Consider the following 19,436-nt stretch of genomic DNA (forward strand, 5'->3'; position numbering starts at 1 on the left):
TTATTTCGCAGCGGCTACTTGCGGCCGGTTATGGTCGCCAGTTACCTTTTCATTATATAAATGGCAGGCCACAAAGTGGTCCTTCTCAATCTCCTGCCACTCAGGCTTCATGGAAGCACAGGCCTCCATCGCATAAGGGCAGCGCGTCCGGAATACGCAGCCGCTTGGAGGATTCATCGGACTCGGGAGTTCCCCTTCCAAAATGATTCTTTCCCGGTGATCCTCAACATCAGGGTCAGGGATGGGAATCGCCGACAGCAAGGCCTGTGTATAAGGGTGAAGCGGATTTTTATATAAGTTTTCGCTTGTCGTTAATTCCACTAAATTCCCCAAATACATAACGCCAATTCTGTCGCTGATATGTTTGACCATCGAGAGATCATGGGCGATAAATAAGTAGGTCAGGCCCTTTTTCTTTTGGAGCCCCTTAAGCAGGTTGACTACCTGGGCTTGTACCGATACATCCAGTGCGGAGATCGGCTCATCAGCAATAATGAATTCCGGCTCCAGCGCTAATGCACGGGCAATCCCAATTCTTTGCCTTTGACCGCCGCTGAATTCATGCGGGTAGCGGTTGGCATGATCGCGGTTAAGACCCACATCCTCCAGAAGCTGATAGACCCGCTCAAGCCGTTCCTTCTTGTTCGGATATAACCCATGCACTTCCATGGGCTCCGAGATAATCTCCTGGACGGTTGACCGCGGATTCAACGAAGCATATGGATCCTGAAAGATCATCTGCATCTTCCTGTGAAAAGCAAATCTTTCTTTCTCAGTCATGGTATGGACATTCTTTCCGTCATAAAGGACTTCGCCTTCCGTACGGTTATATAAACCAATAATTGTACGCCCTGCGGTTGACTTTCCGCAGCCGGATTCGCCGACAATCCCGAAGGTTTCTCCTTGTTTGATATGAAAGGAGACATCATCAACGGCCTTCAGAGTCTGTCCTTTCCCCATTGAAAAATGCTTTTTCAAATTATTGACTTTTAACAGTGCTTCTTTTGGCATATTTATTCCTCCGTCTCTTGCCAGTAGCGTCTAGCTGCACATAGTTCCTTTTCATAGATGGTATCTTTCAAGTCGATAATTTCGATGGTTTTACCGGTATTAGGAGAATGAAGCAGCTTTCCATCACCATAATAGATGCCTACATGATGAAGTTTGCCTTTTCCTTCTTCATAAGCAAAAAATAATAAGTCCCCCGGTTCAATGGCGTCAAGTTCCACCGAGTACCCTGCTTCCGCCTGATCATGGGCATCACGCGGGATGATAAATCCATTTGCTTTGCACATAGAATAGCTGAAGCCTGAGCAGTCATATCCAAAGCTGCTCATGCCGCCCCATAGATATGGCAGGCCTATAAATTGTTCCCCCGCATCGATGATGTCTTTTCCGCTGCCTTTCCGTATAGCCTCAATTGTTTCATACACCTGTACATCTTCAGGTTTTAAATATCCTGCTCCCTCAGGTGTCTGTACCTGAATCCACTCGGCTTCTTCTTTTAACACTGGGAGTATGGTTTGATAGCTTAGAACAAGTTCTGGCTCTCTGTCATTAGAATAGAGAGTTGCCTTTTTCTTCTGAATGACTGCAGCCATTCTTCTATCAAGCTTCCAATCTTCATTTTTAGTCAGCTGGGCTTTCGGCAACCAGCCAGGGTATCCTCTCCCGTCCTTAGAAGAAGGCTGGCTCGGGACCACAACATGAACCCACCCATCCTTCTCCTCCAATATAATCACTTCTTCTCCGTACAGAACTTGTGATTGAACAAGATTCCCGTCACAAAGTTCCAGCCGGGGCTCATATGTAAGCTTTTCAAGCCAGGAATCCAGATTAACTGGATTGGTGATCGCTTCAAAGTCAATTTCTCTTGATGAATCGCTTGCTGTCCACAAGGTTGCAGCAGGAACCGAAACCAGCCATTTTTGCTGAATTGCCAAAACGAATTCCTCCTTTTTAATATCCAGAATTTATCAGGAAGTCAGTTCATGCTTGTTCACTATTAACGATACATTCCTGATGCCAAGGCCATGTTCAGAAGGCAAAGTGATTTTGCGGCCGGTATAATGGATTCCGCCTTCCACAATTTCCTTTGCCATCATCAATGGAGCGTCAAAATCAAAACGGGTTATATTCTTTTTGCTTGCTGCAAAATGGGCCGCAGCCGTAATGCCGATCTTGGTTTCAATCATGCTGCCCACCATGCACTCCATCCCGCAGACTTCAGCGAGCTGATTGATGATCTGTGCCTGATAAATGCCGCCTGATTTCATCAGCTTAATATTGATTAAATCAGCACTTCGGGTCTTAATGACTTCAAATGCCTGCTTCGGGGAAAAGACACTTTCGTCTGCCATAATCGGTGTATCTACCGCATCGGTAACCTGCTTAAGGCCCTCTATATCCCAGGCCTTCACAGGCTGTTCGACAAGCTCAATATTCAAGTCCAAAGCTTCCATTTTTCGGATGGCATAGATAGCATCCTTTGATTTCCAGCCCTGATTGGCATCGAGCCGGATTTTAATCTTTGATCCGACTCGTGTGCGGATTTCTCTAATTCTCTCAATATCTGTTAAAATATCATCCTTGCCGACCTTCACCTTAAGGACATTAAAGCCCTGCTGAACATAGGAAACAGCATCTTCGCCCATTTCCTCCGGGCCATTGACGCTTACCGTATAATCCGTTTCCACCTCATTTTTGTGTCCGCCTAAAAATTGATAAAGGGGCAGTTTGCACTGCTGTGCAAGACAATCATACAATGCCATATCCACTGCAGCCTTTGCACTTGAATTTCCTATTAAAGCTGACTGAATTTCCTGGAAGATATCTTCATAGTTTAGAAGGCTCTTATTGACCAGCATCGGCTTTAATACATGATGAATGGCGGATTCTATGCTTGATAGGCTGTCTCCAGTGATTACCACAGTGGGAGGGGCCTCCCCCCAGCCGAAAATACCGTTATCGCAAGTTACCTTTACAACAACCGTTTCTGCTGTCTCAACCGTTCTCAAAGCTGTTTTAAATGGTTTTTTCAGTGGTACCGCAGCTCTATATGTTTCGATCGTGTTTATTTTCATTTATACCACCCTTTTACTTAACGCCGCTTTCGATTGTCAGCTTTTTACCGGCCGCATCCAATTCTGCCCTTACACCTAATGGCACAGAAATATGAGGAGAGCAATGGCCGATGTTAAAGCCCGTTACAGCCGGCTTATTCATCCTTTTTATATACGTATCCAGCACTTCATCCAATTCCAGGGAAAGTTCTCTCTCCGGGATGCAATTATTAAAGTCCCCGATGATAAAGCCGGCCGCACCCTCAAGCTTCCCGGCCATATGCAGCTGGTTTAGCATGCGGTCGACCGCACGGGGCTCTTCATTGATGTCTTCAATAAGCAAAAGCTTATCTTTTGTATCAATTTCGAATTGTGTTCCAATCGTGCTGGCCAAGAGAGACAGATTGCCTCCCGTTAAGATTCCTGAGGCACTCCCGCTTACCATTGTCTCCAGGTTGGAAATACCGTCAGGGTAGTCAAGACTTACAGGTTCGAATAACTGGTTAAAGTATTGCTTCGAAAGGGGATCCGCATTCTCTTTTCCAATATCGGAAGCCAGCATCGGTCCATGAAAAGTTACCAATCCGGTCTGCTGGCGGATTGCGGTGTGCAGAAATGTAATATCACTGTAGCCCCAGAAAATTTTCGGGTTTTCTTTTATCAGGCTGTAATCGATTTGGGACGCAATTCTCCCTGTGCCATAGCCGCCGCCTGCACAAATAATGGCTTTAACTTCCTCATCCTTAAACATGTTATGTAAATCCGCCAGCCGGTCTTCATCCTTACCGGCCAGGTAACCATATTGATCAGTCACATGATCGCCCATCTTTACCTTTACTCCAAGCTCCGCCAAAAAGACCAGGGAGCGCTTCAGGTTTTCCTGATTGGGAGGACTTGCCGGTGCTATAATTCCAATCACATCGCCTTTTTCCAGGCGCTGAGGTTTCATTGCCATGCTGCCACATCCTTTTAATTGTTTATTAGCATTATATGCTCCTTCAGCAAAAGCATTGTTTGGGAAATGAAATAATTGTCGGGGATATAAGCTAAAATTCGGGAAAATGTATTATTTTTCGGGAAATAATTCGAAAAGCGCAGAGCGCCAGCTTACCGGCGATAAGCATAAGACAAACGCCAGCAGAGGGTATCCTGCCTTCAGAAGTGATTGCCCGAAAAACCAAGGCGACTGCTTAGGGACGACAAGCATAAATGACCTCGAGTCCCTGGGAGCCGCAGTTAGCCAAGCTTAAGATCTCGAGCAGACGGCGCTCAGAGCTAGGCAGTTTTTAAAGTTCAAAGATTCTATTCTTCAAAAAATTATTCTTCTGAAAAAAAGGGATGTTCGCACGAACACCCCTTTTTTCCTGTTACCTTCAAATCAAGCCGAAGGAGTATTACTTCTTATCTGCCCATTTAAGCTCCACGTATCCAACCGGATGGCGGACAATTCCTGAAACAGCATCATTATAGAGATAAACCTGGTTGTAGAAATGGATAGGGATAATCGGCATTTCTTCAAATAAGATTTTTTCAGCTTCATACATTAGTTCAAAGCGTTTGGCTTCATCTGCTTCATTCTTTGCATCTTTAATCAGCTGGTCATATTTCTCATTGCTCCAGCCAGTACGGTTCATGGAATGTCCTGTCTGGAAGTTTTCAAGGAAGTTAATAGGATCTGCGTAATCAGCAAGGAACGAGCTTCGTGATAATTGGAATTTAAGCGCTTTTTGTTCTTCAGCAAATACATTCCATTCCATGTTGGCAAGCTTTACTTCCACGCCAAGGTTTTCCTTGAACATTTGCTGAAGTGCTTCAGCTATTTTCTTGTGTGTATCATCCGTGCTGTATGTTAAGGTAACTTCTGGAAGCTTATCATATCCTTCCTCTTCCATACCTTTTTCAAGTAATGCCTTCGCTTCTTCTGCATTTGTTTTTACAAGATCTCCGGATACTTCACGGAAATCTTTTCCTGAAGGATCAGCAAATCCATATGAAACAAATCCATATGCTGGCTTTTCACCATTCTTTGTGACGAAATCAACAATTTGCTGCTGATCCACTGCCATCGCAAATGCTTTACGGATGTTAAGATTCTGGAATGGCTCCATGTTTACATTAAATCGATAGAAATAATCTCCAGCCTGGTCCTCAACTTTTGCCTCTCCCAGAAGCTGCTCACTTAGCTCAGATGGTACATCAGATACATCCAGTTCTCCAGATTGGTACATTTGATATTCTGTATTTGTATCATCAATGATTGCCCAGTGGATTTTATCAAGCTTTACCGTCTCAGCATCCCAATATTGATCGTTTTTCTCCATTACAAAATGGCTGTCATGCTCCCATTCCGTTAAGTTGAAAGGGCCATTTCCGACAAAAGATTCAGCTTCAGCAAACCACTTCGGGTTTTCTGTTGCAACTTTTTCGTTAATTGGGAAAAACGCCGGGTTAGTAATCACACTTAGGAAGTAAGCTTGCGGACTAACTAAAGTAACTTCAAATATTTTGTCATCAACTGCTTTTACTTTTACATCATCAGCTGATCCTTCCCCATTGTTATATGCTTCTCCACCTTCAATGAAGTAGCCAAGGAAAGCGGCTGAAGACCCTGTATCAGGATTTAAAAGGCGCTTCCATGCAAATTCGAAGTCACTTGCAGTTACAGGATCACCATTTGACCATTTTGCATCCTCACGGATATGAAAGGTGTAAGTCTTTCCATCTTCTGAGATATCCCATTTTTCAGCAATAGCTGCTTCTGGTTCATGATCTTGCCCCAGACGGGTCAAACCTTCCATCAAGTTATTCAGTGCGCTCCAGGAAACAGAGTCAAAGCCGATAGGAGGGTCAAACGATGTCGGCTCCTGGCCATTGTTCAAATAAAGCACTTTTTCAGCACTTTCTTCTTTCTTGCCATCATCCTTGCTGTCTGTCTCTTTGCCGGCATTTTCATTTGCCGTACAGGCTGCCATGACAAATAGCAATACTCCTGCCAGCAGCAGTGATAAAAACTTTTTCATTCTTTTTCCCCCTCTTAAAATATATTTCTTTATCTACCAGGTGCCTGTTTGACAGCTGATAGAATCATAACTTTCACAGTGCTGATCCAGTACTGTGAAAGGGAAAACCTATTTTACGGCTGCAAGCATTTTCTGTGCCCGCTCATCCTGAAGCCAGCAATCTACATGATGATCTCGGCTTAAGTGAGTTTTATATGGATAGACCCGGTCACATACTTCCATTGCGAAGCCACACCGGGCTGCAAATGGGCAGCCAGCCGGCGGAGCGAATAAATCCGGTGGCGATCCGCCAATGGGAACTAGATCAGCTCCGTCCAAATCAAGACGCGGAACTGAATTCAGCAGGCCTTTCGTATAGGGATGCTGTGGATTGTAGAAGATTTCCCTTCGTTCTCCGGCTTCCACTATTTTTCCTGCGTACATGACGGCAATTCTGTCCGCTACTTGAGCGACAACGCCAAGGTCATGGGTAATGATGATAATGGATACTCCAGTCTTCTTCTGGATATCTTTAAACAAATCCAATATTTGAGCTTGTATGGTCACATCAAGTGCGGTTGTAGGTTCATCGGCAATCAGCACCTCGGGTTCACAGACAAGGGCCATGGCAATCACAATCCGCTGCCTCATCCCTCCGCTGAACTGGTGCGGGTAATGCTTCAATCTTTCGGACGGATTTGGAATCCCAACTAAATTAAGCATTTCCAGGGCCTTTTTACGGGCATCCTGCCGGGAAATGTTTTCATGCTGCATTATTCCTTCTATAATTTGCTCCCCAATTGTAATCGTAGGGTTCAAAGCCGTCATTGGATCCTGAAAGATCATCGAAATGTCTGCACCGCGAATATCCCGCATTTCAGACTCTTTTAATTTGGTCAGGTCCTTCCCTTTGAAAAGGACTGCACCATCAGCTATTCTCCCGGGCGGGGAGGGAATCAGCCGCATGATGCTCTGGGAAGTCACGCTTTTTCCGCAGCCGGATTCACCGACAATCGCAAGGGTTTCTCCCTTAAGCAGATCAAATGTTACTCCCCTTACAGCCTGGACTTCTCCGCCATAAGTGGTAAATGTGACATGCAGGTCTTTTACTTCCAGTACTTTTTCCATACTGCTACCTCCTTAACTTCGGATCAAGGGCATCCTGCAATCCGTCTCCCAGCACATTAAACGAAAACATGGTCAGGGAAATAAAAAAGGCAGGGAAGAACAGGCGCCACCAGTGACCTGATAGAATTGTAGATAGCCCATCATTGGCCATGGATCCCCAGCTGGCAAAAGGAGGCTGAATGCCTAATCCCAGAAAGCTCAGGAATGCCTCTGCAAAGATGGCTGAAGGAACGGTAAGTGTCATCTGTACAATAATAGGACCCATCGTGTTCGGAAGCAGGTTTTTCTTAATAATCCTCGAAGTTTTTGTCCCAAAAGTCTTTGATGCCAGTACAAATTCATAGTTCTTAATCTGCAGGACCTGCCCGCGGACAATCCGGGCCATCCCAACCCAGCCCGTCACAGAAAGGGCAAATATAATCGTGAACAAACCAGGTCCCATTACGACGCTGATTAAAATAACAACAAGCAAATAAGGAAGTCCATAAAGAATTTCCACAACCCTCATCATGGCATTATCTGTTCTGCCGCCTTTATAGCCGGCAATCCCGCCATAGATGACTCCGATTGCAAAATCAATCATGGCAGCAACAATTCCCACGAATAAGGAAATTCTTGCCCCATACCATGTTCTGGCGAATACATCTCTGCCCAGCTCGTCAGTGCCGAACCAATATTTCGATGATGGCGGAAGGTTCTGATTAGTCAGAGACTGCTCAGATACACTATGCGGGGAAATCATCGGTCCAAAAATAGACATAAAGGCTAAAGCAATAAGAAAGAATAACCCTGCCATTGCCAGCTTATTTTTCAAAAGCCGGCGCCATGCATCCTGCCAATAGGAAAGGCTCGGCCTTACAACTGCTTCCGCCGCATCCTGATCCTTGGCCATAGGCACAAACCAGTCATCCGGAATATCAGGTGCAAGGTTGCGGTTATCATGCTGTTTGCGCAGTTCCATTAGCTCGCCTCCTTTTTGTGAAGCTTAATTCTCGGGTCTAAAATTCCGTAAGCAATGTCCACAAGGAACAGCATAATAATCAAAATTGAACTGTAAAAAACAGTGGTCCCCATTATGACGGGATAATCACGTGTATTGATGCTTTCTACAAAATACTTTCCCATTCCAGGAATGGCAAAGATTTTTTCAATGACAAACGTACCTGTCAAAATGCTTGCTGCCAGGGATCCCAATACAGTTACGACAGGCAGAAGGGCATTCCTCAGTGCATGCTTAAACACAATTTTTACTGGTGATAAGCCTTTGGCTTTGGCCGTTTTTATGTAATCCTGCGTCAGCACCTCCAGCATGCTTGAACGTGTCAGACGGGCGATAATTGCCATGGGCCCGGTTGCAAGCGCGAGAGTCGGCAGAATCATATGCTTCGGACTTGACCAGGTAGCCACCGGCAGGATTGCCAGGTTGACAGCAAGCTGCTGAATTAACAGTGTCGCAAGGACAAAGTTTGGCACCGATATCCCCAGAACAGCAATGGTCATCGCTAAATAATCAATAAAGCCATTGTGCCGGAGGGCAGCTATGATTCCGAGGGCAATTCCCGAAAAAACCGCCACGATCAATGTGACGATTCCCAGTTCGAAAGACACCGGAAAACCCCGGCCGAGCATTTCATTAACCGTCTGGGAAGATTTTTTAATAGATGGCCCAAAGTCGAATGTCACAACGGACTTCAAGTACATCCCATATTGGACATAGAGCGGTTCATCCAAATGGTAGAATTTCTCCAGATTCCGCTGAACCGCCTCACTTGTATTTCTTTCTTCATTAAAAGGCGACCCCGGTATGGAATGCATTAAGAAAAAAGTCAGAGTGATAATGAACCAAAGTGTGACGGCCATTGCGATAAGGCGTTTTATTATGTATCCAGTCATTCATTAACACTTCCTAACAGAATGTAGTTCTCATGGCCAGCTCAGTCATCACCAGCATTGCCTGGTATGCTTCAAGAATATCTTTAGCCTGATAGCGGACAATGGTTGTATTCTCTACTATCTCTGCACCAGGCATTAAAGCAGCCCACTCAGCCTGGCCATAGTTGGCAAATTCAATTTTCAATACAGGGTTTTCCGGCGGAACAAGCGGTTCTACAAGTTCCTTCCTGCTCAGAGCCTCTGCTGCTTTTTCTCTTAAAAGCTGTCCGGCTTTTGCAGGTGTCAGTGACTTCACGCTTGAGCGGGAAATCGTTTCCTTTACAACTGCAGTGGTGACATTCGGGATTAATTTTTCTGCTTCCAGAGCCGCCTGGTCATCTCCGCCCACCATGAGAACCGGTACGCCATGATAACCTGCCACATAAGCATTAAAGCCCATTTCCCCAATGGCATGGTCATTGATGTACATATGCCTTACACCGAATATCATGGAGTGGGACATCACTCCTTTCATGGAAGCACGTGCATGATAACCAACAAACATGGCACCGCTAAAGGTTGAATCAAGCCCCTGAACCATTGAGTATGGCTTCACATCGCCAGTAATCAGCTGTGTTTCAGGATGCATCCTTTCAATCAGCAGGTTATTCATTTTCGAGTGGCTGTCATTTACAATAACCTCGCTGCAGCCCTCATCAAAGGCAGCTGTTACCACATGATTTGCTTCATCAGTCATGATCACCCTGCTGCGTTCATAATTGTGCTTCGAAGAGTCTACATGAGTGTGATCAGCCAGACCCGTTATTCCTTCCATATCAACAGATAGATAAAGCTTCATTAATAATCCCCCAAATATTATATTGTTATAGTTTAACATTATAGATTATTTGCTATTTTCTGTAAAATTCATCTGTAATCTTCCTCTTATACAGGCAGAATGAAAAAAATCCAGCTATCGGAGAAAATAATGCTTTTCTCTGATAGCTGGATTTCATCTGCGGAAAACAGAAAAAGCAGCTCTACTTATTCATAATTTGTGTATATTTTATATGCGCATTTTTAAAGGCAACCATTAGTGCCTTTTGCGAGGAGCCGAAGTAGCGGCTTTCGATTTCTTCCATTACCTTGTCTGCTTCCAATATAGATTTGCCGACAAATATAGATTTAATAAATAGTGAGGTTAAGTTAATGGTAGATGAGCATTCTGCATCTACAATTTCATCTGTTTCCCTGTCAATTACAAGACCGATAAAAAAGCCATTGTATTTTTGCATAATCGGATTGTTCAATGATGTTTTGCTGTCTCCGATGATATAGACGGTATTTTGTCTGTACATGAACTAGCCTCCTGCAGAACCGGATATTATATGAGGCGTTTATGAGGTTATCATAAACATTCATTATAATGCATGGCCCGTACCAAAATTGTAATACAACAGAAGCTGTATTACAATCACTTTTCAACACTTTTCTAAATATTTTATCAATTATGGCTGTTCCTTTTCATTATTACCTAATCAGTTTTCTGAGCTGATTTGCCCTGCAAGTCTCAGTGCATGCTGAAGGAGGTCCTCCCCGCTCATAAGCTTGTCTCCCCCACCCTGTGCAAATAGAGGATTCCCCCCGCCTTTGCCGTTAAGCTTCTGCAAAAGCTCTGCAGCAAGGCTCTTCATATCAGACCCGGAATCTGCTCCTCTGGCGCAAACAAATTGAAGTTTATCGGTGGTTTCATTGATTAGGATAACAACAGCATTTTCAGATTGGGAGGCGATTAGGCGGGCCAGTTTCTGGAGCTCCTGGATGGAGCGTCCCTCAAAGACCTTGCTGGTACACTCTCCGTTTCCTGCTGCGAATATTTCTTTTGCTTCATAAGCTAACAGTGCTTCCTTTTCTGCTTCCAGTTGTTTCTCCAGGTTCTTTCCGTTTTCTATCAAACGGCTGGCTGCTGAAGGCAAGTCCTGTTCTGGTGCATTAAGAAGCTGACTAAGATTTTTTGTGATTTCATGTTTGCTCTGAAGCTGAGCAAGGATCCGGCTCCCGCAGACAAACTGCACACGGATTTTCTTCTTTTGGCGTTCCCAGTCTAATACTTTAATGCCGGTGACCTGGCCGGTTGAAGATGGGTGGGTTCCGCCGCAGCCGTTATAATCAAATTCCGGGATCATCACAAGCCGAATGTCTTCCCTTACAGACAGCTGCTTGCGGAGCGGAAATTGGGAAGCTTCTTCCGCACTCACCCACCTGGCTTCTATTGGCCGGTTCTCAAGAATGATGCGATTAGCCAATCTCTCCGCTTCTTCTGCATGCCGAACCGGCAATTCACTAATTTCCAGGTCAATGGTTAATGTTTCTTTGCCTAAATGAAAGCTTACCGTTTTATAGCCGTAAAGCTCTTCAAAGGCAGCCGATAAAATATGCTGTCCTGCATGCTGCTGCATATGGTCAAACCGTCTGTTCCAATCGATTTCTCCTGATACACTGGAAATGGACGGGTCCAATTCCCTTTCTAAATAATGACGGATTTCTCCTTCAGCTTCTTCAACATCCACCACTTTTACGCCATTGAGTGTTCCCTCATCATGAGGCTGTCCTCCGCCAGTTGGATAAAAGGCTGTTTCTTTCAGGACGGCATATATCTTTTCCTTGTCATCTGCTGCCTGATATAAAAGTTCCGTTTCAAATGTTTGGATATATGGGTCTTCATAATAAAGTTTAATCAAAGCGAACCAACCTTCCTTGTGACTATTCTATTTTTAAAGTACCGATTATGCAGTTACAGGTCAAGCCACTTATTAGTCAAGGGGAAATTATTAGTAATTTTATCCACCCGGTTTATGGATGTGATGAAAAAGGTATGTACACCAATAGATAAGCAATAAATTATAAGGAGGATGATGAACATGGCAACAAACAAGCATATTGTAGGTGCATATGATACAGAGCAGGATGCTATTCAAGCGGTTGAAAAGTTAAGAGCGGAGGGATACCGCCCTGAAGATATTTCTGTAATCAGCAAAAATAAAGATGATGTGGATGCCGTTACAGAGGAAACAGGCACAAAAACTGAAGAAGGATTAGCTGCCGGAGCGGCAACAGGCGGAATTCTGGGAGGATTAACAGGTCTTCTGGCCGGTGTAGGCGCATTGGCCATTCCCGGAATCGGACCGATTGTGGCAGCCGGACCAATCGCTGCTACATTAACAGGAGCTGCTGTTGGCGCAGGTGCCGGCGGTATTGCAGGAGCACTTATCGGCATGGGCATTCCTGAAGAGGAAGCACACCGTTATGAAGCTGACGTCAAATCAGGAAAAATTCTTGTGTTAGTCGACCCTGAGACTAAGTCCGCCGATTTTACCGACGGCTATTCAGATACAAATCGTTCTGTTCTGGAAGGAGACCGGACAACCTATACAAACGCTGATCCTTTAAATCCAGGGGAGCTTGACCGCGGAACGAATGCTTTTAAGGATAACACCAGAAACAGCAGCAGTGTTTGGACAGATCAAAATCTGGACTCAAACCGTCCGCTAAGCGAAAAGCTTGACGACACGAAAACAGATGACTATACAGACCGTACTGTTTCGGCCTACAACGATGATGTGGATACCCGCTACAGAGATGCTTATGATTTTAATAACGTAAGGGAGAACCGCAATAACCCTTATAAAGGATAAAGAAAAAGGAGCTTTTCCCAAGAATGGGACGAGCTCCTTTTTTGCATTTATACAGATAATGAAGCAGCTCTCACATTTCAATACGGGATTCGCATTGAAAAAATTCCAGATTTTTCAGGCTTGTCCGCATAATTTTCAAAGTTATACTTAAATGTAATGGAATGGAAAAACAGAAATCTAGCGGGGGGAAATGATAATGAGAAGAGTGTTGCCAGCACAAATTATTTCTCATAGTCAATTTGGTTACAAAAAGATACCATCAAGTGTCCAATGCGAGTGCCCTAAATGCAGTAAACCAAGTCTTTTTACGATAAAGGCAAATTATAATCATACAAGCAAGTCCAGCATACTTTCCCATGGAAATTGTTCTGCCTGCAAAAAGGAATCGGTTTTTATCATGATCCTTAATCAATCTGAACAATCCAGCGACGGGACTATTCTCTATATCTATGATCCCAATTCAGCGAAAGAGCTCCTGACTCAGCTTGAGAAAATAAAGGAAGTGCCGGGAGACCTGACAAGAGCATACCGATCGGCTTTAAATGTAAGCTATTCAAAAGATACAGTGGCTACTGCCGTGATGTCCAAACGGGTACTTGAAAGCATACTAAAAAACTTTCTCGGTGAAGAGGTCAAAGGGCAAAACCTTTCCAAGCAGTTTGAACAGCTGCCAGAGCATGTTGACTTAGCAAGGCCTCTGCAATCTTTAAGCCAGCTGGCACAGCCAGGCAGCGCCTTTTACCAGATGCTTGATCTTGAAAAAGATATTGATCAGGAAATGGCCTCTTTGCTGATGGAGCTCTTAGAGAGTTTAATTGAGTATTTATTTGTACTGCCGAATAAAATTGAAATGCTGCAGCAAAAACTAAATCAAAAACTGCATTGACTCCACAATTAACCCCCTTATCTTCTGATTAAGGGGGTATTTTTTATGCTTAATTATTTAACTGTTTTCTGATCTGGTCTTCTGCCTGCTTTAAAATTTCCTCGTCGCCAGCTTCTTTATTTGTAATGATATTCGTTTGATATTTTAAACCTTCATAGTCAACAGTTACTGTAATTTCTTTCATCTCTCTTGATCCTTTCCTGATGTTTTATTATATAAATACCAACAAAAGGACGATTTAAAACTTTTTATGTAAGTACTTTATTCATCCTTCAAATATTGCACGTTTGATTTCAGCACGAAGCACTCGCCTTCAGCGGGGCGGGCGCTGAGCCTGCTCAACACTGCTTATGTGGGATCTCACCTGATCCACTCCTCCCACAGGACGTTGAATAAGCTTCCTCAAGAAAACACCGGACGAAGAAAATGCGATAGCATTTTTTGCTGGATTAGCACCTTCCGCTCCACTCAACTCCTAGTCATTTTTCACATGCTCTTCAAAAATACTGGCCAGCGTTTCTTTCATTTCCTCTTCCGTTACAACAAGGCTATGGCTGCCCATTTTTGTTTTAAGGATAAGTTCGTAGCCTTCATTTACTTCTTGAGAATATCCATAGTATTTATGATTCAGATCGATTTTTTTGAAATGGAAGGATTTCAGCTTTTTCCATGGAACAAACTTGCTTCCGCTTATAAAGCCGTCATCATAGACAGCAAATACATTCAGCAGATCCTTGGCATTGATTAAAGGGATAAACAGAAGATAGAGATACGTCCAGCTGAATTTCATGTTATATTTTCCGAATATAAACATAGCGATTAGAAAAGCCAGCATGACAGCATACATCGTTAGTCCCAGCTTGTTTTTTGAGATAACAGGGGCATCCGCAGATTTCTGAGGGAATTTCCTTACTGTTTTCAGATCAGTCCTGTCAAAAGGAATCAGGGCAGGTTTCTTCATTTGCGCTATTAAAATAATGTAATGATAGCTGTAATAGATAACGATTAATAGAAATAGAACCTCGAAAATTAATCTCATTATACCCGCCTCCTTAATATTCTCTACGATTATCCCAATGATAAAGTTTCATCTCTACAAATTAATGTAAAATTTTTGATTGTGAAAACAAACTAATTCGAATATAATCTAATTAGATATTTATCTAATCAATTATTTCCATCATCCATCAAATTAGATACATATCGAATTAACATTCGCAGAGGTGCGGAAATAATGACAAATTGGACTGTATGGAAACAGGAAGCAAATTATCAAAAGCTCTTTTGGGCTGGTGTCATTAATGGAATCGGAAATCGGTTTACACAGGTTGCGCTGCTTGCACTGTTATACCATGTAACAGGTTCCGGAGTAGCGATTGGGCTATTATTTGCCATTCGCATGGCACCTTTTTTCTTCATTGCTCCAATAGGCGGAATGCTGGCAGACCGTTTTTCCAAAAAGGCCATTCTGGTGGCAGTAGACCTGTTGAGAGTGCCTGCTGTCCTGGGACTGCTTTTCGTAAGGGAAGCAGGGGATTTATGGATTGTTTATGCAAGTGCATTCCTAATCGCAGCGGGAGAAGCCATCTACTCACCGGCCAGGATGTCTGCGATACCTGCCCTTGTAAAATCAGATAGGCTTATATATGTTAATGCGATTGAACAAGTCATGATCGGGGCCGTCCTCATTATTGGATCAAGCACCGGAGGAATCCTCGCCTACTTTCTAGGAAACAATGCTGCTTTCATGATTAACGGCCTTACCTTCCTATTGTCAGCATATCTAATCTCCAGGATGGTTTTCCCGGCTGTCTCAGAGGAAAATAGAAAAAAAACGAAAACTTCTGCTGCGGTTTCGCCAGCGAGGCTTATACTTGGCTCTTCTGCACTGATTGCCTTTTTTATCATGATGCTGACCATGCCGCTCGCCAATGGAATTGACAATATTCTTGTAAGCATTTATGGTCTGGAAGTTTTTGATATGGGAGAATTAGGCGTTGGATTTATGTATGGCGCACTGGGGGTTGGGCTCATTCTTAGCTCATTCTTTTCTCATATGATCAAGAAGGGCCTCCTGATACTCGCGATCATCTTTATCGCTTTAGAAGGCACTAGCCATATTATATTAAGCCTCGCACCAAGCTTTTATACAGCACTTTTCACCGTTGTGCTGATCACCTTTGCGGGCGGCCTTGGCAACATCTGCCTGGACACGGTCATGATGAAATTCATACCCCGATCCAAACAGGGAACCTTTTTTGGTTTAATGCAGATGGTTTCAAACCTTTCCCTCGCTATCTCCATGGGTGCAGCAGGATTCCTGCTGGAGATTTTTGATCCGAGGACTCTTAGCCTGATTATTGGCTTATCGTATCTTATTTTTACTATTATGTATGCACTTCTGTTTTCAAGAGTGGATCTTGTAAAAGAAAAGAGGGAGTTGATTAGGGGAATTTAGTTTTCAGAGTCTGAGTATTGTTTTCATTATGATCTGGCTGGAAAGGTGATGTGACGCGAAGTGACCGATATAATAAGAATCTGACGGATATCCTCACACAGGCTCTTAAAATACCGCAAATTTTATGAATAACGTAATTCCGACTAGAATCCCAGAAAAAGAATAGCTTGAAAAGCGAAAAAAGCCCTGCAAGTTTTTAAAACCTGCAGGGCTTTTTTTTAGTTTTCTTCGATTTCTCTGCGATTTTTCTTAAACATTTTAGATAATACTTCGTACACAATTGGCACAATGATAAGGGTCAATAGCGTCGAACTTGTCAGACCGCCGATAACGGTAATCGCAAGGCCTTTGGAGATAAGCCCTCCACCGCCAGAGCCGATGGCCAATGGAATTAATGCACCAATTGTCGCAATGGCTGTCATCAGGATTGGGCGAAGTCGGGTTGCCCCTGCCTCCAGCACCGCTTCCCTCATGACCAGACCGTCACGTTCCATATGGATGATCCGGTCCACCAGAACGATGGCATTGGTTACGACAATACCAATTAGCATTAATAGTCCCATCATGACCGATACAGAAATCGTTTCGCCGGCAATTAATAAGCCAACGAAAGAACCAATCACGGCAAATGGAAGGGAGAAGAGAATCGCAAATGGCGCCACACCTTCACGGAATGTAACGACCAGAATGAAGTACACAATCGCGATGGCTGCAAGCATTGCAGCGCCAAGCTGTGTGAACGTCTCAGTCATGTCTGCCTGAACACCCGCAACTCCGACTGTTACACCCTTAGGCAGATCCAATTCATCAATCGCTTCATCTGTTTTAGAAGTAGCCTTTGAGATGTCATCGCCTTTCACCGTACCTGACACGGTTGCGTAGTACTCGCCTTTACTGCGCGCAAGCGTATTATGCGTTGTTCCTTCTTTCACTGTGACAAGCTCGGAAAGAGGCATAGTTGTACCCATCGCTGTCGGCACCTGTGTTGCCAGGATATCATCAATGGATTTCGGCTGTTCCGCTTTCTCCTGCTGGACAATGACTTCAAGCGTTTCACCGTCTTTTTCAATCGTTGTCAGAACATCCTTGATGGCTGACGGATTGAGCATCATGACAATTTGTCCGGCTGTCAGACCGTACTGCAGCAGTTCATCCTGTTCAACATTGAAGGTATATTCAACAAATGCGTCTTCTGCACTTGAAGAAACATCCTCCAATTCTTCATTTTCCTTCATTACGTCTTCTACCATTTTGACAGAGTCATTCAGTTTATCTAAATCTTCACTGTAGAATGTGTAGCTGACTTCATTGGTTGAACCGGACATCGAAGAGAAGTTCTGGCTCTTCCATTCACCTGATTGTCCGATATTAAACACATAATCTTCTATTTCTTCACGGACTTCAGGGAAATTATCCATTTCAGGGTCAAAGATCAGGTACATTAAGGCTCCGCCTGCTCCTCCGCCCATCATGGCAGCCATTTGATCCGCTTCTTCGGTTACAGATATTTGAACGATGTCAATATCATCACGCTTTAGCATCTCTTCTTCTACTGCTTCAACGTTCTCTAATGTCTCATCTTTAAGTTCTCCAGCTTCAGGCGTGTATGTTAGATACATCACTTTCTCTTCTTCACTGCCCATAAAGCTGAATCCGATCATTGGTGTCAGAGCTAAGCTTCCCGCTAGCAATACTACTGCAATGATGGATGTAATAATCTTATGATTAAGAGATTTCTCAAGAATGCCTTTATACCATTTTGATAGCTTTCCAGCTTCTTTATGGCTGCCTTCCGTTTTTTCACTGTACAGCTTCTTTCTAAACAAGAAGTGAGACAGTGCTGGAACGATTGTAATGGCCACAAGGAGTGAAGCACCAAGCGCAAAAGTCATCGTCAAAGCGAATGGCATAAACAGCTCGCCGACCATGCCTCCTACAAAAATGAGCGGGGCGAATACAGCAACCGTTACTAATGTAGACGAAAGGATTGGCTTGAACATCTCGATGGTAGCTTCACGAATAAGTGCCCGCCCTGTTAGTTTTTCTTCTTTTAAATGCAGGCGGCGGTAAATATTTTCAACCACAACGATAGAGTCATCAATTACTCGGCCGATGGCAACCGTAATGGCTCCAAGCGTCATAATGTTCAAGGTAATATTCATCCAGTTCAGCAGCAGCAAAGCCATGAAAATCGAAACTGGAATAGATACGATTGAAATAATCGTGGATTTAAAATCACGCAGGAACAGTAAAATAATCAAAACTGCAATCAGCCCGCCAAACACAGCTTTTTCAATCATGGTTGAAACAGATTCTTCAATTGGCTTACCCTGGTCAAGTGAAAGATCTATAACTAGACCCTCGACCTTTTCTTTTTCTTCCTTGATTAAATCCTTGACACTGTTGACCACTTCAACGGTGTTTGCCTGCTGTTCTTTCACAATTTGAATCGCAATGGCGTCATTACCATTTGTACGGGAAACAGATTGCACTCTGCCGACGGTATCAATCTCGGCAATGTCACTCAGCTTCACAAAAGGTGACTGGTTTTGTGCCGTTGGTGTTACTGGGATGAGCATGTTCTTTAATTCATCCTCGGTCATGAACTTGCCGTCTACTGCGACAGCCTGTTCTCCTTCCTCAAACTCGTAAAGCCCCAATGATACAGCCATGTTGCTTGCCTGAATCATTTCCTTTACTTTATCTTCCGTCAGCTCCAGCTCAGCCAGTTTTTCTTCGTTGTATGTGAGCTGCACCTCTTCCACATGCTGACCAGTGATGGTCGCTGATGCTACACCATCAATTTTTTCTATTTTTGGAAGTATGATATCTTCTACAGTTGAGGTTAACTCAACAATACCCTCTGATTTACTGCTTACACTCAGTGCAGCAACCGGCATCATATTCATGCTGATGGCCGTGATGGAAGGTTCCTGTGCTCCTTCCGGCAGCTCCACTACATCAAGAGCTGATTGGAGAGCCCGCTTGGCTTCGTCCATATCAATACCATAGTCATATTCCACTTGGATATTTGACATGTTAGAATATGAATTTGAGTAAACTGATTTAACATTTTCAAGGCCTTCTACGGCTTTTTCAATTGGGATGGACACATCTTCCATCACTTTTTCAGGAGTCGCCCCCGGATATACGTCCATTACCATTAAGTAAGGAATTGAGACATCCGGAATGGTCTCCATATTCATCCGCGTACCTGAATAGATGCCAGATACCGTGATAATAATTGTTAACAGCCAGACTGCAAGTTTATTCTGCAGGACAAAATTCACTAAACCTTTCACTTGTGCACCTACCCTTAATTGACTTGTTAGACTC

At 43.8% G+C, this 19,436-nt stretch carries 17 protein-coding genes; 3 read left to right on the forward strand and 14 right to left on the reverse strand.

Annotation, left to right across the window (positions count from 1 at the left end):
* From DFO72_RS25390 to DFO72_RS25440, 11 genes are all read right to left on the reverse strand, one after another.
* Complete coding sequence (locus DFO72_RS25390) at positions 1 to 1,011, reverse strand: ABC transporter ATP-binding protein (RefSeq protein WP_113885058.1); 1,011 nt, start codon at positions 1,009 to 1,011, stop codon at positions 1 to 3.
* A 2-nt stretch (positions 1,012 to 1,013) separates the two neighbouring features.
* On the reverse strand, positions 1,014 to 1,943 hold the full coding sequence (locus DFO72_RS25395) for a C40 family peptidase (protein ID WP_113885059.1): 930 nt from the start codon (positions 1,941 to 1,943) through the stop codon (positions 1,014 to 1,016).
* A 33-nt stretch (positions 1,944 to 1,976) separates the two neighbouring features.
* The gene (locus DFO72_RS25400) at positions 1,977 to 3,083 is read right to left on the reverse strand and encodes a dipeptide epimerase (protein WP_113885060.1); all 1,107 of its coding nucleotides are present in this window, start codon (positions 3,081 to 3,083) and stop codon (positions 1,977 to 1,979) included.
* 13 nt (positions 3,084 to 3,096) lie between these two features.
* Positions 3,097 to 4,017, reverse strand: a complete 921-nt coding sequence (locus DFO72_RS25405; protein ID WP_113885061.1) for a S66 peptidase family protein — start codon at positions 4,015 to 4,017, stop codon at positions 3,097 to 3,099.
* 439 nt (positions 4,018 to 4,456) lie between these two features.
* The gene (locus tag DFO72_RS25410; RefSeq protein WP_113885063.1) at positions 4,457 to 6,082 is read right to left on the reverse strand and encodes a peptide ABC transporter substrate-binding protein; all 1,626 of its coding nucleotides are present in this window, start codon (positions 6,080 to 6,082) and stop codon (positions 4,457 to 4,459) included.
* Between the two features lie 108 nt (positions 6,083 to 6,190).
* The gene (locus DFO72_RS25415; RefSeq protein ID WP_113885064.1) at positions 6,191 to 7,189 is read right to left on the reverse strand and encodes an ABC transporter ATP-binding protein; all 999 of its coding nucleotides are present in this window, start codon (positions 7,187 to 7,189) and stop codon (positions 6,191 to 6,193) included.
* A 4-nt stretch (positions 7,190 to 7,193) separates the two neighbouring features.
* Entirely contained in the window at positions 7,194 to 8,150 is a 957-nt protein-coding gene (locus DFO72_RS25420; protein ID WP_113885065.1) for an ABC transporter permease, read from the reverse strand.
* Positions 8,150 to 9,082: an ABC transporter permease gene (locus DFO72_RS25425; RefSeq protein ID WP_113885066.1), complete on the reverse strand. Its 933-nt coding sequence runs from the start codon at positions 9,080 to 9,082 to the stop codon at positions 8,150 to 8,152. The genes DFO72_RS25420 and DFO72_RS25425 overlap by 1 nt, the downstream gene beginning before the upstream one ends.
* A 13-nt stretch (positions 9,083 to 9,095) precedes the next feature.
* Positions 9,096 to 9,920 carry a M55 family metallopeptidase gene (locus DFO72_RS25430; RefSeq protein WP_113885067.1) on the reverse strand — a complete coding sequence of 275 codons (825 nt, stop codon included), beginning with the start codon at positions 9,918 to 9,920 and terminating at the stop codon, positions 9,096 to 9,098.
* A 181-nt stretch (positions 9,921 to 10,101) separates the two neighbouring features.
* Positions 10,102 to 10,419: a DUF3870 domain-containing protein gene (locus DFO72_RS25435; RefSeq protein WP_035331889.1), complete on the reverse strand. Its 318-nt coding sequence runs from the start codon at positions 10,417 to 10,419 to the stop codon at positions 10,102 to 10,104.
* A 180-nt stretch (positions 10,420 to 10,599) separates the two neighbouring features.
* Positions 10,600 to 11,802 carry an alanyl-tRNA editing protein gene (locus DFO72_RS25440; RefSeq protein ID WP_113885068.1) on the reverse strand — a complete coding sequence of 401 codons (1,203 nt, stop codon included), beginning with the start codon at positions 11,800 to 11,802 and terminating at the stop codon, positions 10,600 to 10,602.
* Positions 11,803 to 11,982: 180 nt separating this feature from the next.
* On the opposite strand from DFO72_RS25440, the gene DFO72_RS25445 reads away from it, so the two are divergent.
* Together DFO72_RS25445 and DFO72_RS25450 are read left to right on the forward strand one after the other, a co-directional pair.
* Positions 11,983 to 12,756 carry a general stress protein gene (locus tag DFO72_RS25445; protein ID WP_113885069.1) on the forward strand — a complete coding sequence of 258 codons (774 nt, stop codon included), beginning with the start codon at positions 11,983 to 11,985 and terminating at the stop codon, positions 12,754 to 12,756.
* 196 nt (positions 12,757 to 12,952) lie between these two features.
* A complete protein-coding gene (locus DFO72_RS25450) occupies positions 12,953 to 13,642 on the forward strand; it encodes a hypothetical protein (RefSeq protein ID WP_166672558.1) in 690 nt (229 codons plus the stop codon).
* Positions 13,643 to 13,691: 49 nt separating this feature from the next.
* Here DFO72_RS25450 and DFO72_RS25455 read toward each other — a convergent pair whose 3' ends face one another.
* Positions 13,692 to 13,826 (reverse strand): BA3454 family stress response protein, encoded by a 135-nt coding sequence (locus DFO72_RS25455; protein ID WP_113885071.1) that lies wholly within the window; start codon positions 13,824 to 13,826, stop codon positions 13,692 to 13,694.
* Between the two features lie 291 nt (positions 13,827 to 14,117).
* The gene (locus DFO72_RS25460; protein ID WP_113885072.1) at positions 14,118 to 14,681 is read right to left on the reverse strand and encodes a hypothetical protein; all 564 of its coding nucleotides are present in this window, start codon (positions 14,679 to 14,681) and stop codon (positions 14,118 to 14,120) included.
* Between the two features lie 195 nt (positions 14,682 to 14,876).
* Between DFO72_RS25460 and DFO72_RS25465 the strand changes: the two genes are divergently transcribed.
* A complete protein-coding gene (locus DFO72_RS25465) occupies positions 14,877 to 16,100 on the forward strand; it encodes an MFS transporter (protein ID WP_113885073.1) in 1,224 nt (407 codons plus the stop codon).
* Between the two features lie 218 nt (positions 16,101 to 16,318).
* Here the strand turns inward: DFO72_RS25465 and DFO72_RS25470 are convergent, their stop codons facing one another.
* A complete protein-coding gene (locus DFO72_RS25470; protein WP_113885074.1) occupies positions 16,319 to 19,402 on the reverse strand; it encodes an efflux RND transporter permease subunit in 3,084 nt (1,027 codons plus the stop codon).
* Positions 19,403 to 19,436: the final 34 nt, after the last annotated feature.

It is taken from the genome of Cytobacillus oceanisediminis, from assembly GCF_004366035.1.
In the GTDB taxonomy this organism is placed as follows: domain Bacteria; phylum Bacillota; class Bacilli; order Bacillales; family Cytobacillaceae; genus Cytobacillus; species Cytobacillus oceanisediminis_C.

Excerpts from the sequence above, each read along its gene's own strand:
- DFO72_RS25390 (WP_113885058.1), bottom strand. The coding sequence starts at position 1,011 with ATGCCAAAAGAAGCACTGTTAAAAGTCAATAATTTGAAAAAGCATTTT.
- DFO72_RS25435 (WP_035331889.1), bottom strand. The coding sequence starts at position 10,419 with ATGTACAGACAAAATACCGTCTATATCATCGGAGACAGCAAAACATCA.
- DFO72_RS25420 (WP_113885065.1), bottom strand. The coding sequence starts at position 8,150 with ATGGAACTGCGCAAACAGCATGATAACCGCAACCTTGCACCTGATATT.
- DFO72_RS25400 (WP_113885060.1), bottom strand. The coding sequence starts at position 3,083 with ATGAAAATAAACACGATCGAAACATATAGAGCTGCGGTACCACTGAAA.
- DFO72_RS25405 (WP_113885061.1), bottom strand. The coding sequence starts at position 4,017 with ATGGCAATGAAACCTCAGCGCCTGGAAAAAGGCGATGTGATTGGAATT.
- DFO72_RS25460 (WP_113885072.1), bottom strand. The coding sequence starts at position 14,681 with ATGAGATTAATTTTCGAGGTTCTATTTCTATTAATCGTTATCTATTAC.
- DFO72_RS25430 (WP_113885067.1), bottom strand. The coding sequence starts at position 9,920 with ATGAAGCTTTATCTATCTGTTGATATGGAAGGAATAACGGGTCTGGCT.
- DFO72_RS25410 (WP_113885063.1), bottom strand. The coding sequence starts at position 6,082 with ATGAAAAAGTTTTTATCACTGCTGCTGGCAGGAGTATTGCTATTTGTC.
- DFO72_RS25415 (WP_113885064.1), bottom strand. The coding sequence starts at position 7,189 with ATGGAAAAAGTACTGGAAGTAAAAGACCTGCATGTCACATTTACCACT.
- DFO72_RS25445 (WP_113885069.1), top strand. The coding sequence starts at position 11,983 with ATGGCAACAAACAAGCATATTGTAGGTGCATATGATACAGAGCAGGAT.
- DFO72_RS25425 (WP_113885066.1), bottom strand. The coding sequence starts at position 9,082 with ATGACTGGATACATAATAAAACGCCTTATCGCAATGGCCGTCACACTT.
- DFO72_RS25455 (WP_113885071.1), bottom strand. The coding sequence starts at position 13,826 with ATGAAAGAAATTACAGTAACTGTTGACTATGAAGGTTTAAAATATCAA.
- DFO72_RS25465 (WP_113885073.1), top strand. The coding sequence starts at position 14,877 with ATGACAAATTGGACTGTATGGAAACAGGAAGCAAATTATCAAAAGCTC.
- DFO72_RS25450 (WP_166672558.1), top strand. The coding sequence starts at position 12,953 with ATGAGAAGAGTGTTGCCAGCACAAATTATTTCTCATAGTCAATTTGGT.